Here is a 23,031-nt window from a genome sequence, read left to right as displayed (position 1 = left end):
GGCGGGAGGCTATCACGTTGATCTCGTCCACCGGGCGTTAGTTGGCCGGCTGGACCGAGACGCTTTCCAGGTAGGATATGATGTTGTGCCTGTCCGCGGCATTGCCCACGGAGATCGGCATGAAGGAGCCCGGCACCATCTGGCGCGGGTTGGTGAGAAACCTGTCCAGGCTTTCCGCATTCCATTGAACGCCGAGCGCCTGCATGCCCTTCGAATATCGCGCGCCCTCGACACTGCCAGCAGGGCGGCCGACGACACCATCGAGATGCGGCCCCACCCTCTTTTGAGCGGCATCCAGCGCGTGGCATGCCGAGCACCGCTGCCGGAACAACATCGCGCCGGCGGAGGCATCCTGTGCTCTTGCGCCGATATTGGGAACGGCAACGAGAACCAGACAGGACATCGCGAAAGCGAGGCGTTTTCCCGAAAATGTCATGGGGTATCCTTTATTCAAGCGGCTCTGAGCTGATTGTTGTTTGCGCGCGGAAAGGCCGGCCTAGCGGCGGAGAGCGGCGATATCGGCGAGGATCGACAGGGAAAGCGATACAGCGTCCCGCGCCTTGGAAAAGATCCCGATCGGCGCCTTGATCCTTTCGATGGACGCTTTCGAGCATCCGAGCTCCTCGAGCTTCGCAACGCGCCGCGCATGCGTTCTGACGCCGCCGAGCGCCCCGATATAAAACGGCGCGCCGGCAAGGGCGGCGATCAACGGCCCGACTTCACGCTCGATATCGTGATGCAGAAGGACGAGCGCGGAATCGGGATCGAAATCTTCCGGCTTTGGCGCGTTGGCTGGATCGAGCTGGCGCACCTCGTAACTCGCCGATTGCGCTATGCGCGACAATGTCTCGGTTTCGATCGACTGTCCGGACACGAAAATGAGCGGCGCCGGACGATATGCCATAGTGAAACCGGCCTCGGACCAGCCGGTCTCGACCGCCTGCGCATCGAACACGAGGGAGGAGGACGCGGGCACGTAACGCAGGGCAACGCGGCGCCGCGCCTTCAGACCGCGGACGATCTCACTCAACGCCGTGCCGTCCTTCAGACAGTGTATCGTCAATGTCAGGCCGCCGCCGCAGGGCAGAACAATATCGAAGTAAGGCGAGCCCGCGCCAAGCATCAGCTCCTTGTCCGTGCCGAGTTCCAGCGCCTCCAGCGCCTCTGCCGCAACCGCAGCCTCGACGCATCCGCCGGAGACAAATCCACAGAAGCCGCCATCGGCCCGCACCGCCATCTGCGCGCCAAGCGCGCGCGCCGCACCGCCTCGAATTTCGGTCAAGAAAATGAGGGCGGCCGGCATTCCGGATTTCAGGGCATCGAGCGCGAAGGACAGGATCTCGAGCGGAGCGTCCGAGCTTTTCTCGCGAAACGGCACAGCTAGCGCCGTGCTGTCGACACCCTGGTGAAATCTCGTGTTCATCGGCGCTCACCTCACTGTGACCGATCATGGAAGCGACAGGCTCGGAACAGAGCTACGACATCGCAACCGACAATGCCAATGTTCCGAAAATACTCATTGTCGATTCCGCGATCGATTGAAGTCGGACACAAACGGTCGACCATCCATCTTGGAAAGTTAGTGGCGAAGAGGCAAGATCGGTAGATATTGAAAACAGATAAAGCTTATGAATTGAGATTATGAATGTGACGGAAGGCCAAATCTAGAGCCTTTCAGGAAGCCGGGAACCTGATCGGCGGGCAGCGGCCTGGAGAAGCGGTAGCCCTGCGCCTCCTCACACTTGGCGAAGCGCAGGAACTCCCGCTGCTCGTCGGTTTCCACGCCCTCGGCGACCACTGTGAGCTTCAGCGTCTGCGCCAACGAGATGACGGCGAGGCCAATGGCGACGGCGGTCTTGTCCGACGGCAGCGCCTCGATCAGCGAGCGGTCCATCTTCAGGCGGTCGAAGGGGAAGGTCTTCAGCGAAGCCAGGCTCGAATAGCCGCTGCCGAAATCATCGATCGAGAAGCGGATGCCCAGCGGGCGCAGCGCAGTCATCGTCGCCAGCGCGCGGTCCGCATCCTGCATCAGCACGCTTTCGGTGAGCTCGAGCTCAAGCCAGCGCGGCGCGAGCCCGAAGCGCTCCACCGCTTCCTTCACCAGACGCGCGAAGTCCTTGTCGGTAAACTGCCGCGCCGAGACGTTGACGCCAATGCGAAGCGGCGGCAGGCCCATGTCCTGCCACGCCCGCGCCTGGCGGCAGGCTTCGTTAAGCACCCAAAGGCCGAGCGGGACGATCAGACCGCTCTCCTCCGCCATCGGAATGAAATCCGCCGGCGGCACCATTCCGCGGGTCGGATGCTTCCACCGGACGAGCGCTTCGAGGCCCGTGACTGCGAGTGTCGAGACATCGACCTGCGGCTGATAGTGGAGGACGAGCTGATCGGAGATAATCGCCTGCCGCAGTTCCTCCTGCTCGCTGACCGGTAAATTGAGGTCGGCGTCGCGAGCGCCGTGGTAATGTTGCAGCGTGTCGCGCCCGAGCTGCTTGGAGCGGTACATGGCGCTGTCGGCGTTTGCCAGAAGCTCGTCGGCGGTCGCGCCGTCGCTCGGGAAAGAAGCGACGCCGATGCTGCAGGTCACGCGCAGCTGCTTGTCCTGGTAGTTTATCGGCTTGCGCACCGCCTTGTGCAGCTCGCGCAGGCGCCGCGTGATGCCGGTGTCGTGGTTCGACTGATGCACGAGCACGACAAGGAATTCGTCGCCACCGAGGCGCACGACCATATCGGAGGCGCGAACGCCATTCGCCATGCGGGCCGCGACTTCCTTCAGCACTTCGTCGCCTGCCCCGTGGCCCAGCCTGTCGTTGATATCCTTGAAATCGTCGAGGTCGATATAGGCGACGGTCACCTTGCGGCCGCTGCGGCGCGCCTGATGCAGCGTCTTGGCCATGCGCTCCTTGAAAAAGGCGCGGTTGGGCAGGCCGGTCAGATCGTCGTGATGAGCCATGAACTGGATGCGCTCGTCGCCGCGGCGGCGCTCTATGGCGATGCCGGCGATATGCGTCGCCATGGCGACGAACTCCATCTCGCGCGGCGTCGGGCGGCGGACCTCGCTGGAATAGAGCGCGAAGGTGCCGAGCACATTGTTCTGCGCCGTCATGACCGGCATCGACCAGCAGGAGCGGAAGCCATATTGCTGGGCGACGCCGCGATAATCAGCCCAGAGCGGATCAACCATCATGTCCTCGACCATGACGAACTTGCCACGCCAGGCCGCCGTTCCGCACGAGCCGGCGTTCGGACCGATGGTGACGCCATCGATCATGCGGCTGTAGATGCTTGGCAGGCTGGGCGACGCGCCGTGACAAAGCCGCCGTCCGTCGCGATCCAGAATGAGCACCGAGCCCATTATGCCCTCGATCTCGGCCTCGACCAGAAGGACGAGTGCCTCAAGGATCATCTCAAGCGGCTCGTTGCGGGCGATCATCTCCACCACCTGCGCCTGGCCGCGACGGAATTCTTCCTGCCGCTTGCGCTCGGTGATATCGCGCGAAACGCCGATCAGACCGACGACTTCCCCCTTCTCGTTGCGCAACGGAAGCTTCGAGGTGAGCCGGCAGGTGACGAGTTCGCTCAAGGGCGAACGGACCATCTCCTCGACGTCGAGCCGATGCTCGCCCGTCGCCATGATCTCCTGCTCGATCTCGAAATAGCCACGAGCGGTCTGGAAGTCGAAGAAATCGAAATCACGCTTGCCGGTGAGATCCTCGGGATCGTCAACATCGAAGGCCCGCGCGACGGTTGCATTGGCGAAGACGAAGCGGCTGGCGCGGTCCTTGACATAGAAGAAGTCGGGAAGCTCGTGGATGATCGCCTTCAGCCCGAGATCCTCGATACCGGCGGCCATGCTGCGGCTGCTGGAGACAATGAGCGCTTGCGCGGCGGTGACGATCCTGCCCGTATCGATCTCGGTCGTATCGGCATCACGAAAGCTGGCACTCAAGTCATTCATGGTCAGCCCCCAGAGTGGCCGCACGGCGAGCCACACCATCAAACACAGTCGCACACATAGTAAATCCTGAAGTGTTTCCGAATTCTTGGCGCACACTCAAATAAAAAGGTGAATCATACACCAACGGAACTGCACGAATTCCATGATTAATAAATAATAATGCCCGCAACCTTGAGTGTGCCAAAACGATACTTCGATCGCGGCACGGTTCCTGCATGGCTGAAATCATGAACAGATCGCCGCTCCTTTCGTCCCTCCCCCTGGCGTCCCGCCGCAATCTCTTGCGCCTTGCCGCCTGCTCCACGGTCGCCCTGCTCGCGCCTCCCGCCTTCGCGGCGAGCCGGCAGCCGGATCTGCGCGGCTCGATCGACGCGGTGAAATACAAGGCCGCACCTGATCCAGGTGACCGCAAGAGCAGCAGCCTGCAGAAGATGATCGACGACGCATCGGCCGAGAACGTTCCGGTGTTCCTGCCGCCGGGTGTCTACAAGGTGTCGAACCTGACCTTGCCCGACAATACGCGCATCACCGGCGTGCCCGGCGCGTCACGGATCGTCTATACCGGCGACGGACGCCTGTTTACCGCCGAGAACGTCAAGCGCATCGAGCTTTCCAACATCGTGATCGACGGGCAGAATCGCTGGCTTGGCGATAATGCATCCGCGCTGGTGCAATTCACCGGCGTCGACGACGTCGTGATCGACAATTGCGAGATCTCGGGAAGCCGCAAGCATGCGCTGCAGCTGGAGCGTTGCGGCGGGCGGATCGAGCGCAGCCGCATATCGGGGGCCGCGCAATCCGGGCTCTACGCGGTGGAATCCTCAGGCCTTTCGGTGACCAATAACGAGGTGTTCGATTGCGGCAATGGCGGCATCCTGATCCATCGCTGGAAGAAGGCTGCCGATGACAGCATCGTGAGCGGCAACCGAATCTACAGGATCGGCGCGACCGATGGCGGCACCGGGCAGAACGGCAACGGCATCAACCTGTTTCGCGCCGACAATGTCATGGTGAGTAACAACCACATCTCCGACTGCGCCTTCACCGCGATCCGCGCCAACTCGGCCTCCGACGTGCAGATATCGGGCAACCAGTGCCGGCGCTCGGGCGAGACGGCGATCTATGTCGAATTCGAGTTCGAGGGGGCCGTGGTCGCAAACAACATGATCGACGGGGCCGCCAACGGCATCTCTATCGCCAATTTCGACAAGGGCGGCAGGCTCGCCAGCGTAACCGGCAATGTCGTGCGCAATCTCAAGCTCGACGGCCCCTACAAGCCGGATGTGAGCTTCGGTATCGGCATTGCCGCCGAGGCCGACACGCTGGTTTCGAACAACATCATCGAGGGTGCGCCAAGATGGGGCATGCAGCTCGGCTGGGGTCCCTACATGCGCAACCTGGTGGTGACAGGTAACGTGGTGCGCAAGGCGCCGGTCGGCTGCGCGGTCTCGATTGTCGATGGGGCGGGAACCGCCGTCATTACCGACAACGTTTTTCAGGACATGGCCGAGGGCGCGGTGGTCGGGTTCGAATGGGACAAAAAGATGTCGGGAGAACTGGCGGATGGCGCCGGCGGCTACGCGCATCTGACTGTCGAGCGCAATCGCGTGTCGTGAAGCATGTCGCGCAAAAATGTGCAGCGGTTTTGCGGCGCCGACATGCGACGAGCTTTAATCCACCATCAAAAGCTTTGATTGACCCATCAGCCTTGGAAGCTTCCGCTTGATCGCCCTAGCCTCTAGGCTCGCGGCAGGTTTTAAGAGGGGCACATCATCATGCTGACAATCTACGGCGTTTATCGCTCGCGCGCCTCGCGCGTCTACTGGATGGCTGAAGAGCTCGGGCTGGAGTTCAAATCCGTGCCGGTGCTGCAGGCGCGGCGCCTCGACAACCCGCTGGCATCGGATGCGCCGGTCAATACGCTGTCGCCTGATTTTGCCGCCATCAATCCGATGGCCATGATCCCGGCCATCAAGGATGGCGATCTCGTGATGCACGGATCGCTGGCGATCACGCTCTATCTGGCCCGCAAGCATGGCGGCTCGCTCGCCGGCCAGAGCGTGGAGGAAGACGGTCTTCTGACCATGTGGACGATGTGGGCGGCGACCGAGGTCGAGATCCACACGATCAAGCTCGTCATGACCTACGACAACGAGAAGGAAGACACCGAGGAAGGCCGGGCGACCATCGCCGTGGCCAGCCGCTCGCTGAAGCGGCCGCTGGCGGTGCTCGAAAAGCATCTCGCAACCACCGACTATCTCGTCGGCAACCGCTTCACCGCCGCCGATCTGAACCTTGCCGAAGTGCTGCGCTATGCCCAGTCGGAGCAGGCGCTGTTCGACGCGCATCCCAAAGTCGACGCCTGGATCAAGCGCTGCCAGGCCCGCCCGGCCTATATCGCCATGCAGGCGGCACGGTCCAAAGAGACGGTGTGATCAGACAAAGAGCTTCAAGGTCTCGGCCATCTCGGCGCGGATCCAGGCCTTGAAGTCCCTGACCTTCTTCGGTTCGCGCACCCCGTGCGCGGTCACGAAATAGTGGCCGAAGCCGGTTCTGGCGCGAATGCCGAAGGGCGCGACCAGCTGGCCCTGCTGCAGCGCATAGCCGGCCAGCGTCTGCCAGGCGAGCATCACACCCTGCCCGGCGATAGCGGCATCGAGGCAGAGCGACGCATCGTTGAAGACGTGGCGGGTTTCGAGCGCGGCACCCTCAAGCCCCGCCGCGCGCATCCAGACGTCCCAGCCAAACATCGCACGGCCGTCGATGATCGCGGGCAGCGCCAGAAGATCGGCGGGTTCGCGCAGGCTTTCGGCCATAGCGGGCGTGCAGACCGGGAACACCTCCTGCTCCAGCAACAGCTCCGCCTTCACATCGGGCCAGCGACCATCGCCGACGCGGATGCCGATATCGACATCGCAGAGCGCCGGATCGACCAGCTTCATGGTCGCGTCCATGCGCAGGTTGATGTTGGGGTGGTGCTCGGCGAAACGATCGAGGCGATAGACCAGCCAGCGCGCGGCGAAGACGGGCGCCACCGAGATCGTCAGGATGCTGTCGTCGCGGCGTTGCGCGAGCGCCACCGCCCGCGACAGATGCGCGAAGCCTTCATTGAGCGTCGCCAGCAACGGAGCGCCCGCCTCGGTCGCCAGCATGCCCTTGGGCGTGCGCTCGAAGATCGTTCGATCAAGCTGCGCCTCGGCCTTGATCACCTGCTGGCTGACGGCGCCGATCGACACACCAAGCTCCTCGGCCGCCGCCTGCAGCGAGCCCAGCCGCCCGACGGCTTCGAGCGCGCGCAAGCCGTTCAGATGTACCGAGTTCAGATTTCTCATATAGATTTTCTATATCAGAATTCCGTTATTCTCAATTGAAACCCTCCCCACTTCGGGAGGATATTGCCCTGCATCACGCATGCATCTTTCGTCTGTGAAGCGATCACTCCCCGCAGGCAGAGACCGAGAAAGCGAGGCATCCGATGCATTGGCTAAAGTTTTTCTTGAACGAAGAGATCGTCGAACCGCTTTATGGCGTCGATCCGGCAGGCGATCCGCTCTCCCATCCCGATCTTGCGCGGATGTCGCTGACGGAGTTGGCAGACCTGCCGCTCGAGCGTTGCGAGCAGCCCAACCCCGTCCTCGAGCGGCCCGAACTGGCGCTCTGCGCATAGGCTCCGAAATCTGCTAGTCTCTCCCGGACGTTCGACCGGGAGGATGCATGGCCGACAATATCGACGCGATCTTCAAGCGGCTGCTGCGGCTTGTGGCCGAGGCGAAACTGCCCGGCGTCGAGGAAGGCACGTCCTATGGCAACCACGCGCTGAAGGTCGCCGGCAAGTCCTTCGTGGCCGTGAAGGACAACGAGACGATCGTGATCTCGATTTCGCTCGACGAGAAGGAAGCGCTGCTTGCGCTGGCGCCCGAGATCTATTTCCAGACACCGCATTATGTCGGCTGGCAGTATCTGCCCGTGCGTATCGACGTCATCGGCGATGCGGAACTGACGGATCGGCTGATCGGCGCGTGGCGATTGCGCGCGCCGAAGAAGCTTTCGGCAAATTACCAGCGTTGATGCGGCTTACGCCTTTTCGCGGGCGAGCGCGCGCTGCACGGCCGGGCGCTCGAGCATGCGGGCGTAGTGGTCGGCGACCTTTGGGAAGCGCGCCGGGTCGACATCGTCGCTCGGCAGCCAGCCGGTCATGACGAAGAGATAGGGATCGGCGACGGAGTAGCGCTCGCCCATCACCCAGGGACCGGCGAACATGCCGTCTTCGATCAGCGCGAAGCTCTCCGCCATCGTCTCCGGCACCTTGGCCTTCATCGCCTCATGGGCTGCGGCGTCGTCGGCCCAGCGGCTGGCGCGGCGGCCGTGGGCGTGGTTCACATGGACCGTCGAGCAGATGTAGCTGTTGAAGGCCTGCAGGCGGGCGAATTCGAAGGGATCGTCGAGCGGCGCAAGGCCGGCCGCCGGCGCGATGGCGGCGATATAGGCCAGGATCGCCGGCGTTTCGGTGAGCACGCCCTTTTCGGTGGCAAGTGCCGGAACGCGGCCCTTGGGATTGATTGCCCGATAGGCTTCGGAGCGCTGCTCGCCATTGGCGGTATCGACCCGCTTCGCCTCGAAAGGAAGACCCGATTCCTCAAGCGCGATGAGGCTGGCGCGGGAACATGCGCCGGGCGCGAAATACAATGTCAGCATGACGACTCCTGTTTTGTCAGGAGAGCATAGAGCGCGCGAGCGGGATTGCGAGCGAGAAAGAGAGACCGCATGCGCGGCCTCCCCGATTTGTCTCTGGCGTCGCTTCAAGCGGCCTTGGCGCAGCCCGGCACGTCTTCCAGCCGGTACCAGACGGGAATGCCGCGCTCGTTCGCGATGCGAACATCGTTGTCGGCGCCCTTGGATTCCCCTTCCAGCCGCAACACGCCCTCGCACAGTTGCAGCAGGCGGCCCGCGACCGGGTGGAATATCCGCTCGTAGAGATCATCGCCCACGCTTTTGCCGCCGGCGGCATGCCAGACCGGCAGGGCGACCCATTCGCCGATCATCGGCACATGGCCGGCTTCGAACAGAGCGTGCGACGGCGCTTCCAGCCGCTGCAGATTGGCCGCCATCTTCGCCGGATCGTCACCGGTTCCGGAACGATAGGGGCCTGCAATCAAGATCAACATGTCTCTTCTCCTCAACTCCCGGCTTCATGCACGGGATTACGTGAAAATGCATGATATTTCTTGATTGTCGAATCATTTCGTGCAAACTCAGGAAAATTCATTCAACTTCGTGAGCCCGATGCTGACCTCCCAACGCAAGACACTGATCCTCGACCTGCTGCGCCGCGACGGCCAGGTGATTGCAAAGCGGGTGGCCGAGGACCTCTCCGTGTCGGAAGACACGATCCGGCGCGACCTGCGCGAGATGGCGGCGGAGGGGCTCTTGAAACGCGTGCATGGCGGCGCGATGCCGCTTTCGCCGGAGCTGCCGGATTTTACGACCCGCAAGGATGTGTCGCGGGACGCCAAGCAGCGGCTTGCGGCAAGAGCGATCGGCCTGATCAAGCCGGGCCAGATGGTGTTTCTCGACGGCGGCACGACCACGGCGGAGATCGCCCGACAGCTGCCGCGCGGGCTTGCGGTCACCATCGTCACTCACAGCCCGACGATCGCCGCCGAGTTCGAGCATCATCCGAGCGCCGAGGTGATCCTGATCGGCGGCAAGCTCTACAAGCATTCGATGGTGGCTGTCGGCGCCGTCGCGATGGCCGCCATATCGCAGCTGCGGCCGGATCTGTTCTTCCTTGGGGTGACGGCGGCGCATCCGGTGCACGGGCTGTCGACGGGGGATTTCGAGGAGGCCGCGATCAAGCGGCATATCGCCGGCTCCGCGATCGAGACCTATGTGCTGCTGACGGCGGACAAGCTCGACCGGGCCTCCGCCTGCCAGGTGCTGCCGGTCGCTTCGGTTTCGGGGTTGATCGTGCCTGACGATATCGACGAGGCGCAGCTTGCGCCCTATCGCAGCCTCAACGGCGCGATCCTTTCAGCATGAAGGGCGTCATCAGGCGGGCACGGAAGTCCTCGATACGGGGGCCGAACAGGCTTGCCGCGAGTGCGACCGAGAAGACGGCAAGGGCCAGATAAGCCAGCCGATCATCCAGTGCGCCAAGCGTGAGTGCCATCTCCAGCTTCGGCTGCCAGGTGGCCAGCAGCACCGAGAGCGAGGGCATGTCGAGCAGCCGGCCGGGCATCCAGGCAAATGTCGGTGTCTGCGCGAGCGCTATCATGGCGCCATACAGGGCCGAGAACCGGATGGCGACCCGCAGCCAGCGCCAGGGGCCGAGCGGCCTGCCCCCTCCATCCTCGAACGACCAGCCGATATAGGTGCAGAACACCACGAGGAAGGGGAAGGCCACCGGCAGGCTCTGCATGACCATTTCCGCGTTCATCTGGCCGGTCCAGACATTGGCGAGCAGGAGCGGAAATGGCGCCGAGGCGCCGAAGAGGACGAGCACGAAGAGGCACCAGAGCCAGCTCATGCCGATGTGGTGAATGCGAGCGAAGGTGATGACGAGGATGATGCCGCCGGCGATGTAATAGCCAATCGGCTTGATCGTGCCGGTCATCATCAGGATCAGCGGACCGCAGGAGCCGGCAACCCGCGCGCAGCTCGATGTCGCGACCGTTGCCCAGGTGACGTAATCGAAGCTCATGGCAAAGAACAGAAAGACCGCCAGAGCGATCAGCATCCACCAGAGATAGCGGCCTGCAAACATATCCTGCCCTCATGGCAATCGATGTACTGCGCCAAGAGTAGCTTAACCGGATGAAAGCGCACGCGCCGTCATCCGGTTCAGTTTCGCATATATTAGAATCGCCTATCTTTTGTGTTTGGAATGTACCGTTCCGGCACGCTTTAATCAGAGAGTACCGCCGCCGCGCGAATGTCGCCGACGTGAATACCATTCCAGTTGTGCATGCTCGATGTCGCCAGATCGGTGAGACCGACGCCGATGGCGCTGTCCTTGTCGAAGAAGCGGGCAAGGGCCGCGGCAACCATGCTTTCGGCGGCGCGCGCGTGGCCGTCGTCACATTTGACGGCGATCGAGATGCCCTGATCGGGAATGGCGGCGCAGAAGACGCCCTCGGCGCCCGTCTTGGCGAAGATGCGGCCGGGCGCCAGCTGCATCAGCTTCGTGCAGAAGCGGCCGGTGCCTGCGACATAGAAGGGCTCGGCCATGCAGGCATCAAACAGGCGGCGCGAGGCCTTGGCGCGCAATGGTTCCAGGCCGTTGCCGGTCGCCATCCTGGCGAAGCCATGCGCCAGCCCCTTCAGCGGCACGGCGTAAGTGGGGATCGAGCAGCCGTCGGTGCCGCAATTATCATGGCCGAGCACGGCGCCGGTCAGGCTTTCCATGGTGGCGCGGATCTCCCGCTGCAGCGGGTGATCGTAACCGACATAGCCCTTGGGATCGACGCCCTGATGCACGCAGGTGCAGACGAAGCCGGAATGCTTGCCGGAGCAATTGTTGTGCAGCGCCGTCGGCTTCTCCATCGTGCGGGCCTGGTGGATCAGCACCTTCTGGCTCGATGACCAGTGGCCGCCGCATTCGAGCGTTTCGACATCGCGGCCGGCACGTGCCAGCATAGAGGCTGCGACTGCAACATGCTCGTCCTCGCCATTATGCGAGGAGCAGGCGAGCGCCAGCTCCTTGTCGCCGAAACCGTAGGCATCGGCAGCGCCGCTTTCGACCAGCGGCAGCGCTTGCATGGCCTTGCAGGCCGAACGCGGAAAGGTGGGCGCCTCGACATCACCAAGCGAGAAGACGACCTTGCCATCGCCATCGACCGCGATGACGGCGCCGCGATGCCGGCTTTCGACGCGCGCGCCGCGGGTGACTTCAACGGTGACGGGATTGGTCATGAGCTTATCCTGATATTCTGAACAGGCTGTCACGCATAAATGATGGGCGCGATAAAGCAATCGGGTTCATGTTGAAAAAGAGCGGCGCAATTGCGCCATCTTGCTCGTCACATCCTTGGCCGCAACCGCACGTCAGCAAAGGTCCCCGGCGTTTCATGCGTCATCTCAAACGGCTCCTTCTTCTCATCCTCGTCGTCTATCTGCTGCCGGCCCTGGCGTCGGCCGGGTGGTGGTCGCTGCAGAACCACCCGAGCTCCTGGCGGGAGGCCGAATGGGGCACGTCGGGCGTGCTGCCTAGGGCTGATGCCAGCGGCGATGCCAAGATCTACATCATGTCGGCCAGCACCGGCGGGCTGAAGGGCGCGGTCGCCAGCCACTCGTGGATCGTCACCAAGGCCGAGGGCGACGCGACCTACAATCGCTACGACAAGGTCGGCTGGGGCTCGCCGATCCGCCGCAACAATTATGTCGCGGACGCCTACTGGTATTCCAACACGCCTCATATCGTTAAGGAAATCTCCGGCGACGAGGCCCAGAGGCTCATCCCCGCCGTCGAGGCGGCGATCCAGTCCTACCCCTATGCCGGTGTCGGCGACTACCGGATCTATCCGGGGCCGAATTCCAACAGCTTCGTCGCGCATGTGCTGCGCACCGTGCCCGATCTCGACGCGGTGCTGCCGCCCGATGCGGTCGGGCGCGACTACCTCAGCGACGGGCGGATGTTTGCGATCGATGCCGACGGGCGCGACATGCACGCGACCCTCTACGGCCTGATCGGCATCGCCGCCGGCCAGCGCAGCGGCTTCGAAGTGCACTTCATGGGCCTGGTCGCCGGCATAGATGTCGCCAATCCCGGCGTGAAGATCCCGGCGATCGGGCGGATCGGGCTTTAGGGTCAAAACATCGATCACATAATTGAATGGACGCCATCGCGGACACGAGGTTGCAATCAAGTGGTGCGGGTCTAGACTTTTGGCAACTGGAGTCCGCCGCATGTCATCCGCCTTCTCATCCATTCTCCGCGATCAACGAATACGCATTCCGTCGCTGACGCTTGTGACGCTCGCCTTCACCTATGCCTCAACCATGCCGTATCAATCGATCATCGGAATTACCGAACTCGGCATGTCGGATCACGCCTATTCGATACTGATCTTCGCCGCCGCCCTTATCAATGTCGTGACCAGCCTGACGCTCGGCATCTGGTCCGACAAGCTCGGCGACCGCAGGCTGCTGGTGCTGGCACTGTCGGTAAGCGGCATGATCGGCTTCGGGATGATCTACGCGTTCCGCAACACGGCCGCCTTCATGATCGGCGTGCTGCTGTTCATCCCGATCAGCAACGCGACCTATTCGGTCCTTCTAGCGAGCATCCGCGCGGCAACAAACACCATGGATCGCGGCAAGTCGGCCGCGATCACTTCAACGGTACGGGCGCTGTTTTCCGGGTCATGGGCGCTGGCGCCGGGTTTGATAGGCCTCTATCTCGTCAGCGCGCACTCGATGACGCCGGCCTACGGCATTGCCGGGCTGGCGAGCCTCGTTTGCTTCTGCCTGTATCTCTTCCTGGCGAAGGCCGAGCCAAGGCGAGATGCGTTGTCCTCACAACAGGTTGGCTTCTTCAGTTCGCTCGCGCTTGTCTTCTCGCCTCGCGTGCTGATGCGTGTCGGCATCTTGTCGATGATGCTGGGCCTGCAGCGGTTGAGCAGCGTGGTGTCGCCGCTGATCATCACTCATGATGCCGGCGGCAGCGTCGCGGATGTGGGGATCACAGCCGGTATGGTCGCGTTCCTGGAAATGCCCTTCATGCTGATGTGGGGCGCATTGCAGCGGCGTTTTCGCAGCGTCCATATCCTGGCTACCGGGACGCTGATCTATTGCGTCTATCTGGTGATGCTCAGCCTCGTTACCGCGCCGTGGCAAATCTATGCGCTCGTCGTCGTCAACGCCTGCGGTTGCGCGGCGATCCTGAGCGTGCCCATCACCTACCTGCAGGACCTGATCGCCGATCGGCCAGGGCTCGGCACATCACTTATCTCGGTCAATACGTTTGCGGCGAACGGCGTCAGCGCGGGAATTTTTGCCCTGGGAACAAGCTTCACAAGCTATTCCGGAACCGCCTTGCTGGCGGCTGGTGTCGGCATTGCAGCGATATTGCTGCTGCTGTTCGTGGAAGCTGAAAAGCAACAGCTTCAGCAATCCGCTAACCCGCGCTAATCCGATACGCGCAACGCCGCGCGCCGTGGAGGATGTGTTCCTCGCGCTCTACGTCCGCGCCGAGGATGCTGCGGAAGGTTTCGAGTTCGGAGCGGCAGAAGCCGGCGCAGGTGGTGGCGGCGGCGCAGATTGGGCAGTGGTTTTCGATCAATAGCAGCGAGCCGTCCTCTTCCTGCCAGCTATCGGCCATGTAGCCTTCGTCGGTGCGGATGCCGGCCAGCTGGCGGACGCGCGTGGGAAGATCTTTAGCGGTGATCTCGCTGCGGTAGCGCGCCAGCGTCTCAGTCTCGCGGGCGGCGATGACGGTGTCGAGCGCCTGGGGGCCAAGGCTCTGGACCATGGTTGCGAGGAGCGTCGCGGTCAGCTCGGCGTGGCGGTCGGGGAAGCGGGCGTTGCCTGATGGCGTCAGGTGCCAGAGCTGACGGGGACGGCCCCTGCCCGGCGCGGGCTCGGAGACGGGCTCGACCAACCCCTCGTCGGCCATCTTCGCCAGTTGCTGGCGCGCGGCCTCGCCGGAGATGGACAGCGCCTCGCCGATCGCCGATAGAAGTTGTGGCCCTTCGGTCTTAAGCAGCATCAGGATTCGGTTAGCTGATGATTGGCGCATAGGCTGATATTTTTCCAAGCTTGTTCTTGCTTTAATAGCGCGGCTGTGTATTTTTTCCAAGCTATAACTTGCAAAAAACTTCCCAAGAGCTTTCCAGGAAACATTCAAGGCATTCCGCATGAGCAGCATCGACGACGTCGTGACGGAGCGCTCCTCCGTCTTCCATCTCTTTTCCAGATCGGTCCTGGCAGCCACGCTGATGCTCGGCGGCGGCGTGACGCTCTATGCGGTCGAGGCCTATATCATGGCGACGATCGCGCCATCGATCGTGCGCGATATCGGCGGGCTGGAACTGCTCTCGTGGGTCACCACGCTGTTCGTCGCGGCGGCGGTGCTCGGCTCCATCTTCGTCGCCATGCGGCCGCGCGGCATCGGCCTGCGCACGGTTTACGTGGCCGGCGCGCTGATGTTTGCGGCCGGCAGCCTGATCTGCGCGCTGGCGCCCTCGATGCAGGTCATTCTGGCCGGACGCGCCGTGCAGGGATTTGGAGCCGGCGCGCTGGGCGGGCTTGCCTATGCATTCATCCGCTTTGCCTATCCCGAGCACCTGTGGCGCAAGGCCTCGACCCTTTATGCGGCGATCTGGGGCGTGGCGACGCTGCTCGGCCCAAGCCTTGGCGGCCTGTTCTCCGATGGCAGCACCTGGCGCCACGCCTTCATGCTGCTTGTTCCCGTGAGCGTGCTCATGGCTATCCTTGCGCCCGTGCTGTTGCCTTCGGCGCATGACGATCGGGCTCCCGGGCGCACGCCGATCACGCAGATCGCGCTGCTCCTGGCGGCCGTGCTTCTGGTCAGCATCGCCGGCACGATCGAGGCGACGCAATCGAAAGCGCTGCTGGTTTCGGCATCGCTCATCGCCGTGGTCGCCATGCTCGGCATTGAGCGGCGCAGCGGGAACCGCCTGCTGCCGACAGGCGCCGTGGCCCTCAGCATGCCGATTGCTCGCGTTTACCTGATGATGTTCCTGCTGATCCTGGTGCTGACCAGCGACATCTACATCCCCTATTTCCTGCAATCCCTGCACAGCGTCAGCCCACTGGAATCGGGATACCTCACGGCGCTCGTCGCGCTCGGCTGGACAGTGGCAGCGTTTCTCAGCGCCTCGTTCTCCGGCCCCCGCGCCGGGCGCGCGATCGTTATCGGCTGCGTGATCGAGACGGTTGCGGTCGCGGCGCTGGCGATCTTCCTGGCACGCGACAATCAGGCAGGCAGCATCGCACTGCTCGCGCCGGCCGTCGTCTTCATGTTCCTCATGGGGTTCAGGGTCGGGCTCGGCTGGGCGCATCTGGTGACCAAGGTGCTGCGCCTCGTCGCGACATCGGAGCAGGACAAGGCCTCGGCGGCGATCACCACCGTGCAATCGCTCGGAAGCGCATTCGGCGCAGCCTTCGCGGGCGTTATCGTCAACAGCACCGGCCTGCTTGCGCCAGGCGGCGTTGCGGGAGGCATATCCGCGGCGCATTGGCTGTTCGTGCTGATGGCGCTGCCGGGGATCGTGACGATCTTGATCTCGCTGTCGATCCAGAAGTCCGGCAACGAGACGCAAGCGACGGCAGCGGCGTGATCGTCAGACGCGCAGCATGATCTTGCCGATATGGCTGCTCGATTCCATCAGCTTGTGGGCTTCGACGACATCCTCGAAAGCGAAGGTCTTGTGGATCACGGGGGCAAGCTTGCCCTCGTCGAGCAGCGGCCAGACCTGCGACAGGAGATCGTCGCGGATGGCGCGCTTTTCTTCCGGCGTGCGCGGGCGCAGCGTCGAGCCCGTCACTGTCAGCCGCTTGACCATGATCGGCGCGAGGTTGGCCGTTTCGGCAACCGCGCCGCCGAGGAAGGCGATGATCGAGAGGCAGCCGTCCTTCGCCAGCGAGGCAAGGTTCTTCTCGAAATAGGCGGCGCCGATCATATCGAGGATCATGTCGACGCCATGGCCGGTCTCGGCCTTGATCACCTCGGCGAAATCCTCGGTCTTGTAGTTGATGGCGCGCTTCGCGCCGAGCTTGACGCAGGCGTCGCATTTCTCCTGAGAGCCCGCGGTCGCATAGACCTCGGCGCCGAAGGCGCGGGCAAGCTGGATCGCGGTGGTGCCGATGCCGCTCGTGCCGCCGTGGATGAGCACCTTTTCACCCTCGGTCAGGCCCGCCATCTGGAACATGTTGGCCCAGACGGTGAAGTAGTTTTCAGGAAGTGCTGCCGCCTGGACCGCATCGTAACCTCTTGGGAACGGCAAGGCTTGCCCTGAGGGGATGAGGCAATATTCGGCATAGGCGCCGCCATTGGTGAGGCCGCAGACCTTGTCGCCGACAGAATAGCCGCTGACGCCGGGGCCGATCGCGACCACTTCACCTGCGATTTCAAGGCCGAGGATCGGGCTTGCGTCCTTCGGCGGCGGATAGGTGCCCTGGCGCTGCGCGACATCGGGACGGTTGACGCCGATCGCCTGGGTGCGCACGAGGATCTGCCCCTCGCCCGCCACGGGCAGCGGCCCGCTCGATATGTTCATCACGTCAGGGGCGCCGAAGCGGGGCAAATCGACAAAACGCATAAGCGCAGGCAAAGACATCACCGGTCTCCTCATTCGGATAGCAGTGAGATAGTTCAGCAACGCGGCGTTGAGAAGGGCGGAAACGCCGGAGCGTCAATTCGCCTCGCCCAGCCGATGGAAGACAAGGCCTTCCGCGCTTTCCTTGGCCAATGCCTTGATATGGGCGATGGCGGCGGAGACGCGGCTGATGTCGTCGATGACGAGCCCCTTGGGGAGCTCCAGAACGCCGATCGAGCAGCGCATCAGCGGGAAGAAGGCCTCGACGCCGGCGCGGTCGTGGCCGCGGATGCGGCCGGCGGCGCGGTCGATCTCGGAATAGAGATCCTGGGCATCGTCATGGAAATCGCCGATCAGACGATCGAGAATTTCCGTCAGCTCCTCCTTGGTCCAGCCCTGCACGCCGATGAAGAAATCATCGCCGCCGACATGGCCGAGGAAGTGGCGCTCGGCGAAGAAGTAGCGGCGCATCAGGGCTGCGAAGAGCGAGATCGCGTGGTCGCCGAGGTGGAAGCCATAGGCATCGTTGAAGGGCTTGAAGTTGTCGAAGTCGCAATAGCAGAAGTGACGGGTCTCGTCGCTGTCGCGGCTCGCCTCGCGCATGAAATCGCGGATGGCGTGGTTGCCGGGAATGCCGGTCAGCGGGTTCTGGTCCTGCGCGGTCTTGAGCTTCTTCTCGTTCATCACCTTGATGAGCGAGGCGGCCGAGACGACGCCGGCATAGCGCATGTTTTCCGTCAACAGCAGACAGTTGGCGCCTTCCATGTTGGCGAAGATGGTCATCAGCTGCTCTGCATCGGAATCGAGGCCGACGATCGGCGCCATTTCGACGAAATGCGAGATGGTGCGCTCATACATCTTGTTCTTCAGCAGATCGCGGCCGAAGGGGTGGTAGATATATTCCTTGAGATGGCGCTCATGCAGGATGCCGCGCGGCTCGCCATTGGCGTTGAGGACCGGGAAGAAGGCATTCTGCGGATGGCGGCGGAAGACCTCGAAGACGCTGTCGATCGTGTCGTTCTCATAGACCGTCGGCAGCACTTCGATCTGCTTGCGGATGAGGATTTCATCGAGCGACTGGTTGTTGCGCTTGCTCTTGCCGAGTTCCTGCAGATGCGGGAATGACGGCACCAGCTCGGAGACATGCGTGGTCGGGCGCGAGATGAACCAGCCCTGCACGAGATCGACGCCATATTCGCGGCAAGTGATGAACTCGGCTTCGGTCTCGATACCCTCGGCAATCACGCGGGTGCCGAGCACATGCGCGATGTGGACGATGTTCTTCAACAGGTGGAGCTTGCGCGGGCTACCATCGATATCAGCGATGAAGTAGCGGTCGATCTTCAGGTAATCCACCGGATGATCGCAGAGCAGCTTCATCTCGCCATGGCCGACGCCGAAATCGTCGATCGCCAGCTTGAAGCCGCGCTTGCGCAGCAGCGACACCAGTGCGGCGAATTCGGGAACCGAGGTGTTGTCGAAGCGCTCGGAGAATTCGAAGCAGATCGAGGATGGCGGGATATTGGCAAGCTTCAGATGCTGCAGCAGGTTCTCCACCAGCTGCTCGCCATGCGGAATGAGGCGGACATCGAGATTGAGGAACAGCGTCGCGGTGGAGAAATTGGGCAGCGACGCGAACTTGGCGAGCGCGCGGCTGGCCACCATCTGCTCGAGTTGCAGCAGCTGATCACCGCGCTGGGCCTCGTCCAGAATTTCGAGCGGCGAATTGAAGCCCAGGCGCTCCTGGCCGCGCATCAGCGATTCATAGCCGAAGGCAACACCGGTGCTGGCTTCGACGATCGGCTGGAAGGCGTTTTCGATAACGAGTTTGGCGAGAGTAATGATTTGATCGCTGGTGTAGCGACGAATAAGGGCGGGCTCTACGGTGGCAGCCAACGACATGCCATTCTCCACTATACGGCATTTATAATTATAATTTTTCGCGCGGAGACTAGGGGCGAAGCGTCAACGAACACTTTCCCCAATGTGAAGGTTTTGTGAAAACTGGCGATTTATCAAATGCATGCGGCAACCGCCGCGCCAAGCGGCGGCTATTAAGTATGCCCGCCTTCAGGCGGTGCGGCGATGCTCGTGGTCGGCGAACATGTCGGCGACGCATCTGGCATCGGCGGGGGCGCAATCGCGCGCTTTCGGCAGGCCATCGACCTTGCGGGCGGCATCCCACAGCCGGAGCGCTTCGCGCACCACCTCGCTGCTGGAAACATAAGTGCCATCGTCTATCGCCGCGCGGATATCGGCCGCCTGCAGCGGAGAGATGGAAACGGTTACCATCGGCATGACATCACTCCCATTGCCTCGTGGTCTCCCATCGCCTCGTCGGGCAGACACCTGCCCGGTCGAGGAACGGATACACACTCGCTTCGGCCGCCCTTCCGGTCGCGGGTGCTGGGCTTTCAGCAGTGTCGCTTTCACACGTTTGCGACCTCTGCCATGAGGTTAATTTTAGTCTTCACTCACATTCTTGTCAAAAAAGAAACAGTGCGTGATGAACAGGCTGTGAATAGCGGGCACAATCAGCGGCGGATGGCGAGCCCGAAAGCGAGCATCGACCAGCCCTGCAGCAGCAGGTCGCAAGCGAGGAAGAGGCCGAGGATCCACAGGCTGTTGACCGGCCAGCCAAGCACGATGACGAAGCCCGCGAGCGCCGTGATCAGGCCGCTCAAGAGCACCCAGCCCCAACCTCTCGACGGGCGCATGCGCCAGCCGACGAAGACGCGGAAGATGCCCGCCACCAGCAAGGCCATGGCCAGAAACAGCGTGAGCGCCGCCGATGCCAGAATGGGATTCATGAAGGCGAAGACGCCGGCCAGCACATAGAGCACGCCGCTCAGCGCCCAGAAGAGCAACTGCTCCCACTCGCGCACCTGAAAGGCATGGGCGAGATAAACGATGCCGCCGACCAGCATGAGCAGGCCGACGTAATAGACGGAAACGACGGTGGCCAAAAAGACGTTGGCCGCGGCGATGGCGCCGAAGACGATCAGCAGTGCGCCGAGCACCACGAACCAGACCCATTTCGACCGCAGCGCGGAGGACGAAGGCATTTCATCGGACATATCTGTCATCATGCACCTCCCGGTTGTTCATTGAGTATGGCGCAGAAACGGCGGATGGAAAGAGATATCTTACGGAAAAGGCGATCAGATTTTTATTGATTGATCAGTCAATCAAAATTATGCTGGCCGTATTGCAGGAGAAAGACCGTGCCGAAAGTCGGAATGGAACCGATGCGCCGCAAGGCGCTCGTCGATGCAGCGCTGCGCGTGATCGGGGATCACGGCTCGCTCAGCGTCACCATGTCCGAAATCGCCAAGCAGGCCGGCGTTTCCGCGGCGCTCGCGCACCATTATTTCGGCAGCAAGGAGCAGCTGCTGATCGAGACAATCCGCTCGCTTCTAAAGCAGTTGCGCGACGACGCGGTGACGGCGCTGAAGGCAGCCGCCACGCCGCGCGCGCGGCTTTCGGCGGTGATCCGCGTCAGCTTCCACGCCGACCAGTTCGCGCCGCAGACGGTCGCCGCCTGGCTTGCCTTCTACGCCGAGGCGCAGCGCTCGGAAGAGACGCGCCGCTTCCTCGTCATCTATTCCAGGCGCCTGCGCTCCAACCTCGTCGCCAATCTGAAGCCGCTCTGCCCAGCCGATGTCGCGGAACATATCGCAGAAGGCGTGGCCGCGATGATCGACGGGCTCTACATCCGCCAGAGTCTCGGCTCGACGCGTGTTGGCGCCGAGGCCTCGATCGCGCTGACGGAGGATTATGTGACGATACAGCTGGCCCGCCATTTGCCTTCTTTGAGCGAAGCAGGCGCGGCCCCCTCATCCGGCCTTTCAGGCCACCTTCTCCCCGAGGGGAGAAGGGAAAGCGAACCCAAGCACCGCAAGGACATCTGACATGAGAGCCCAGCCCACAGCATCGCACTTCATCGATGGCGAATATGTCGAGGACGATGCAGGCACCGTGATCGAAAGCCTTTATCCGGCGACCGGCGAGATCATCGCGCGGCTTTACGCGGCCACGCCCGCCATCGTCGAAAAGGCGATCGCCGCTGCCAAGCGCGCCCAGCCGGAATGGGCGGCGATGAGCCCGACGGCGCGCGGCCGCATCCTGAAGCGGGCCGCCGACATCATGCGCGAGCGCAACCGCGAACTCTCGGAACTTGAAACGCTCGACACCGGCAAGCCGATCCAGGAAACCATCGTCGCCGACCCGACGTCCGGCGCCGACAGCTTCGAGTTCTTCGGCGGCGTGATCGCGGCCGGCCTCAACGGCTCCTACATCCCGCTCGGCGGCGATTTCGCCTATACCAAGCGCGTGCCGCTCGGCGTCTGCGTCGGCATCGGCGCCTGGAACTATCCGCAGCAGATCGCCTGCTGGAAGGCAGCACCGGCGCTTGCAGCAGGTAACGCCATGGTCTTCAAGCCCTCCGAAAACACGCCGCTCGGCGCCCTGAAGATCGCCGAGATCCTGATCGAGGCGGGCCTGCCCAAGGGGCTCTTCAACGTCATCCAGGGTGACCGCGATACCGGCCCGCTGCTCGTCAACCATCCCGATGCCGCCAAGGTGTCGCTGACCGGTTCGGTGCCGACCGGCCGCAAGGTGGCGGCAGCGGCAGCCGGCAATCTCAAGCATGTGACGATGGAGCTCGGCGGGAAATCACCGCTGATCGTCTTCGACGACGCCGATATCGACAGTGCCGTCGGCGGCGCCATGCTCGGCAATTTCTACTCGACGGGCCAGGTCTGCTCCAACGGCACCCGCGTCTTCGTGCAGAAGGAGATCAAGGGCGAGTTCCTGAAGCGACTGAAGGCGCGCACCGAGGCGATGGCGATCGGCGACCCCATGAACGAGGCGACGCAGATCGGCCCGATGGTCTCCTGGGCGCAGCGCGAGAAGGTGCTTGAATACATCGAGAAGGGCAAGGCCGAGGGCGCGACGCTCGTGGTCGGCGGCGGCATTCCGAACAACGTCTCGGGCGAAGGCTACTACGTACAGCCGACGGTGTTTGCCGACGTGACCGACGAGATGACGATCGCCCGCGAGGAGATCTTCGGACCTGTGATGTGCGTGCTCGATTTCGAGGACGAGGCGGAAGTCATCGCGCGCGGCAACGCCACCGAATTCGGCCTGGCGGCGGGCGTCTTCACCTCCGACATGAGCCGCGCCCACCGGGTGGTCGATCTTCTCGAAGCGGGTACGCTTTGGATCAACACCTACAATCTCTGCCCGGTCGAAATCCCTTTCGGCGGCTCCAAGCAATCCGGCTTCGGCCGCGAGAATTCGCTCTCCGCGCTGGAGCATTACTCCGAGCTGAAGACGGTTTATGTCGGCATGGGGCCGGTTCAGGCGCCTTATTGATATGAACTCAGCCGACAACGAGATCGTCGAGATCGACATTCAGGGCCGACGCGATGCGCTTCAGCACATCGACGGAACCCGTCTTCTTGCCGGTCTCGATTTCGGAGAACTCCGCTTCGGACAGCCCGGCCGCCTGCGCAAGTTCCGCCGGGCTCATCTTGCGGTAGGTACGATAGGAGCGGATGCGGCTGTCGCTCTCGAGCAGCTCGTAGACAAATTCCGCTGGCCAGGTCTCCTCGCCGGCGGCAATGCGCGCCATTACCCTGGTGGCACTCAAGCCATCGACCAAATCTTCGTAATCTTCCTCAAGCAGCAAAACGTAATTCTTGCCGTCGATCTTGAGCCTTTGAACATCAAGCTTCGTGAAGACGTCATCGTCGCGGTCACCGTCGACAGCCAATTTGTGCGCTTTGGTCATGCCGC

At 62.7% G+C, this 23,031-nt stretch carries 25 protein-coding genes; 10 read left to right on the top strand and 15 right to left on the bottom strand.

Annotated features, from left to right (window positions below):
- Window positions 1-37: 37 nt before the first annotated feature.
- From ACVTFQ_RS03265 to ACVTFQ_RS03250, 4 genes are all read right to left on the bottom strand, one after another.
- A complete protein-coding gene (locus ACVTFQ_RS03265) occupies window positions 38-436 on the bottom strand; it encodes a c-type cytochrome (protein WP_047507789.1) in 399 nt (132 codons plus the stop codon).
- 60 nt (window positions 437-496) lie between these two features.
- Window positions 497-1,423, bottom strand: a complete 927-nt coding sequence (locus tag ACVTFQ_RS03260; RefSeq protein WP_111564396.1) for an XdhC family protein — start codon at window positions 1,421-1,423, stop codon at window positions 497-499.
- Window positions 1,424-1,639: 216 nt separating this feature from the next.
- Window positions 1,640-3,955, bottom strand: a complete 2,316-nt coding sequence (locus ACVTFQ_RS03255; RefSeq protein ID WP_111564470.1) for a sensor domain-containing protein — start codon at window positions 3,953-3,955, stop codon at window positions 1,640-1,642.
- On the bottom strand, window positions 3,948-4,184 hold the full coding sequence (locus ACVTFQ_RS03250) for a hypothetical protein (protein ID WP_162726025.1): 237 nt from the start codon (window positions 4,182-4,184) through the stop codon (window positions 3,948-3,950). The genes ACVTFQ_RS03255 and ACVTFQ_RS03250 overlap by 8 nt, the downstream gene beginning before the upstream one ends.
- Window positions 4,185-4,215: 31 nt before the next feature.
- On the opposite strand from ACVTFQ_RS03250, the gene ACVTFQ_RS03245 reads away from it, so the two are divergent.
- Together ACVTFQ_RS03245 and ACVTFQ_RS03240 are read left to right on the top strand one after the other, a co-directional pair.
- Window positions 4,216-5,571 (top strand): TIGR03808 family TAT-translocated repetitive protein, encoded by a 1,356-nt coding sequence (locus ACVTFQ_RS03245; RefSeq protein WP_313760472.1) that lies wholly within the window; start codon window positions 4,216-4,218, stop codon window positions 5,569-5,571.
- A 159-nt stretch (window positions 5,572-5,730) separates the two neighbouring features.
- A complete protein-coding gene (locus tag ACVTFQ_RS03240) occupies window positions 5,731-6,390 on the top strand; it encodes a glutathione S-transferase family protein (RefSeq protein WP_112437165.1) in 660 nt (219 codons plus the stop codon).
- Here ACVTFQ_RS03240 and ACVTFQ_RS03235 read toward each other — a convergent pair whose 3' ends face one another.
- Window positions 6,391-7,287, bottom strand: coding sequence for a LysR substrate-binding domain-containing protein (locus ACVTFQ_RS03235; RefSeq protein ID WP_111564393.1), 897 nt, complete (start codon window positions 7,285-7,287; stop codon window positions 6,391-6,393). It abuts the gene before it with no gap.
- A gap of 164 nt (window positions 7,288-7,451) precedes the next feature.
- Here ACVTFQ_RS03235 and ACVTFQ_RS03230 point away from each other — a divergent pair, with 164 nt between their 5' ends.
- Together ACVTFQ_RS03230 and ACVTFQ_RS03225 are read left to right on the top strand one after the other, a co-directional pair.
- Window positions 7,452-7,622 carry a hypothetical protein gene (locus ACVTFQ_RS03230; protein WP_313760470.1) on the top strand — a complete coding sequence of 57 codons (171 nt, stop codon included), beginning with the start codon at window positions 7,452-7,454 and terminating at the stop codon, window positions 7,620-7,622.
- A gap of 47 nt (window positions 7,623-7,669) precedes the next feature.
- Window positions 7,670-8,023 carry an MmcQ/YjbR family DNA-binding protein gene (locus tag ACVTFQ_RS03225; RefSeq protein WP_112437166.1) on the top strand — a complete coding sequence of 118 codons (354 nt, stop codon included), beginning with the start codon at window positions 7,670-7,672 and terminating at the stop codon, window positions 8,021-8,023.
- Between the two features lie 6 nt (window positions 8,024-8,029).
- On the opposite strand, the gene ACVTFQ_RS03220 is transcribed toward ACVTFQ_RS03225, so the two are convergent.
- Together ACVTFQ_RS03220 and ACVTFQ_RS03215 are read right to left on the bottom strand one after the other, a co-directional pair.
- On the bottom strand, window positions 8,030-8,650 hold the full coding sequence (locus ACVTFQ_RS03220; protein ID WP_111564391.1) for a glutathione S-transferase family protein: 621 nt from the start codon (window positions 8,648-8,650) through the stop codon (window positions 8,030-8,032).
- 104 nt (window positions 8,651-8,754) lie between these two features.
- Window positions 8,755-9,120 carry a DUF4406 domain-containing protein gene (locus tag ACVTFQ_RS03215; protein ID WP_111564390.1) on the bottom strand — a complete coding sequence of 122 codons (366 nt, stop codon included), beginning with the start codon at window positions 9,118-9,120 and terminating at the stop codon, window positions 8,755-8,757.
- A 118-nt stretch (window positions 9,121-9,238) separates the two neighbouring features.
- On the opposite strand from ACVTFQ_RS03215, the gene ACVTFQ_RS03210 reads away from it, so the two are divergent.
- On the top strand, window positions 9,239-9,994 hold the full coding sequence (locus ACVTFQ_RS03210) for a DeoR/GlpR family DNA-binding transcription regulator (RefSeq protein ID WP_111564389.1): 756 nt from the start codon (window positions 9,239-9,241) through the stop codon (window positions 9,992-9,994).
- On the opposite strand, the gene ACVTFQ_RS03205 is transcribed toward ACVTFQ_RS03210, so the two are convergent.
- Window positions 9,969-10,718 carry a hypothetical protein gene (locus ACVTFQ_RS03205; protein ID WP_111564388.1) on the bottom strand — a complete coding sequence of 250 codons (750 nt, stop codon included), beginning with the start codon at window positions 10,716-10,718 and terminating at the stop codon, window positions 9,969-9,971. The genes ACVTFQ_RS03210 and ACVTFQ_RS03205 overlap by 26 nt on opposite strands.
- A 140-nt stretch (window positions 10,719-10,858) precedes the next feature.
- Complete coding sequence (locus ACVTFQ_RS03200; RefSeq protein ID WP_111564387.1) at window positions 10,859-11,866, bottom strand: asparaginase; 1,008 nt, start codon at window positions 11,864-11,866, stop codon at window positions 10,859-10,861.
- Between the two features lie 155 nt (window positions 11,867-12,021).
- On the opposite strand from ACVTFQ_RS03200, the gene ACVTFQ_RS03195 reads away from it, so the two are divergent.
- The gene (locus tag ACVTFQ_RS03195; RefSeq protein WP_111564386.1) at window positions 12,022-12,759 is read left to right on the top strand and encodes a DUF3750 domain-containing protein; all 738 of its coding nucleotides are present in this window, start codon (window positions 12,022-12,024) and stop codon (window positions 12,757-12,759) included.
- 100 nt (window positions 12,760-12,859) lie between these two features.
- Entirely contained in the window at window positions 12,860-14,083 is a 1,224-nt protein-coding gene (locus ACVTFQ_RS03190; protein ID WP_111564385.1) for an MFS transporter, read from the top strand.
- Here the strand turns inward: ACVTFQ_RS03190 and ACVTFQ_RS03185 are convergent.
- A complete protein-coding gene (locus ACVTFQ_RS03185) occupies window positions 14,070-14,690 on the bottom strand; it encodes a helix-turn-helix transcriptional regulator (protein ID WP_112437167.1) in 621 nt (206 codons plus the stop codon). The genes ACVTFQ_RS03190 and ACVTFQ_RS03185 overlap by 14 nt on opposite strands.
- A gap of 118 nt (window positions 14,691-14,808) precedes the next feature.
- Between ACVTFQ_RS03185 and ACVTFQ_RS03180 the strand changes: the two genes are divergently transcribed.
- Window positions 14,809-16,254, top strand: a complete 1,446-nt coding sequence (locus ACVTFQ_RS03180) for an MFS transporter (RefSeq protein WP_470423665.1) — start codon at window positions 14,809-14,811, stop codon at window positions 16,252-16,254.
- A 3-nt stretch (window positions 16,255-16,257) separates the two neighbouring features.
- On the opposite strand, the gene ACVTFQ_RS03175 is transcribed toward ACVTFQ_RS03180, so the two are convergent.
- From ACVTFQ_RS03175 to ACVTFQ_RS03160, 4 genes are all read right to left on the bottom strand, one after another.
- Window positions 16,258-17,253: an NAD(P)H-quinone oxidoreductase gene (locus ACVTFQ_RS03175; RefSeq protein WP_111564382.1), complete on the bottom strand. Its 996-nt coding sequence runs from the start codon at window positions 17,251-17,253 to the stop codon at window positions 16,258-16,260.
- 75 nt (window positions 17,254-17,328) lie between these two features.
- The gene (locus ACVTFQ_RS03170; RefSeq protein WP_111564381.1) at window positions 17,329-19,134 is read right to left on the bottom strand and encodes a GGDEF domain-containing protein; all 1,806 of its coding nucleotides are present in this window, start codon (window positions 19,132-19,134) and stop codon (window positions 17,329-17,331) included.
- A gap of 168 nt (window positions 19,135-19,302) precedes the next feature.
- Window positions 19,303-19,530 (bottom strand): ribbon-helix-helix domain-containing protein, encoded by a 228-nt coding sequence (locus ACVTFQ_RS03165; protein ID WP_018899011.1) that lies wholly within the window; start codon window positions 19,528-19,530, stop codon window positions 19,303-19,305.
- A 236-nt stretch (window positions 19,531-19,766) separates the two neighbouring features.
- Window positions 19,767-20,318, bottom strand: a complete 552-nt coding sequence (locus tag ACVTFQ_RS03160; protein ID WP_111564380.1) for an HdeD family acid-resistance protein — start codon at window positions 20,316-20,318, stop codon at window positions 19,767-19,769.
- Window positions 20,319-20,456: 138 nt separating this feature from the next.
- On the opposite strand from ACVTFQ_RS03160, the gene betI reads away from it, so the two are divergent.
- Both betI and betB read left to right on the top strand, forming a co-directional pair.
- Window positions 20,457-21,143, top strand: coding sequence for a transcriptional regulator BetI (gene betI, locus ACVTFQ_RS03155; protein WP_111564379.1), 687 nt, complete (start codon window positions 20,457-20,459; stop codon window positions 21,141-21,143).
- A 1-nt stretch (window position 21,144) separates the two neighbouring features.
- Window positions 21,145-22,608, top strand: coding sequence for a betaine-aldehyde dehydrogenase (gene betB, locus ACVTFQ_RS03150; protein WP_111564378.1), 1,464 nt, complete (start codon window positions 21,145-21,147; stop codon window positions 22,606-22,608).
- A 7-nt stretch (window positions 22,609-22,615) separates the two neighbouring features.
- On the opposite strand, the gene ACVTFQ_RS03145 is transcribed toward betB, so the two are convergent.
- The gene (locus tag ACVTFQ_RS03145) at window positions 22,616-23,026 is read right to left on the bottom strand and encodes a helix-turn-helix domain-containing protein (protein WP_112437169.1); all 411 of its coding nucleotides are present in this window, start codon (window positions 23,024-23,026) and stop codon (window positions 22,616-22,618) included.
- Between the last annotated feature and the right edge of the window lie 5 nt (window positions 23,027-23,031).

This window comes from Rhizobium sp. O111, assembly GCF_055616315.1.
The sequence above is the reverse complement of the archived record's forward strand: the minus strand, read 5'-3'. Positions and strand labels throughout refer to the sequence as shown.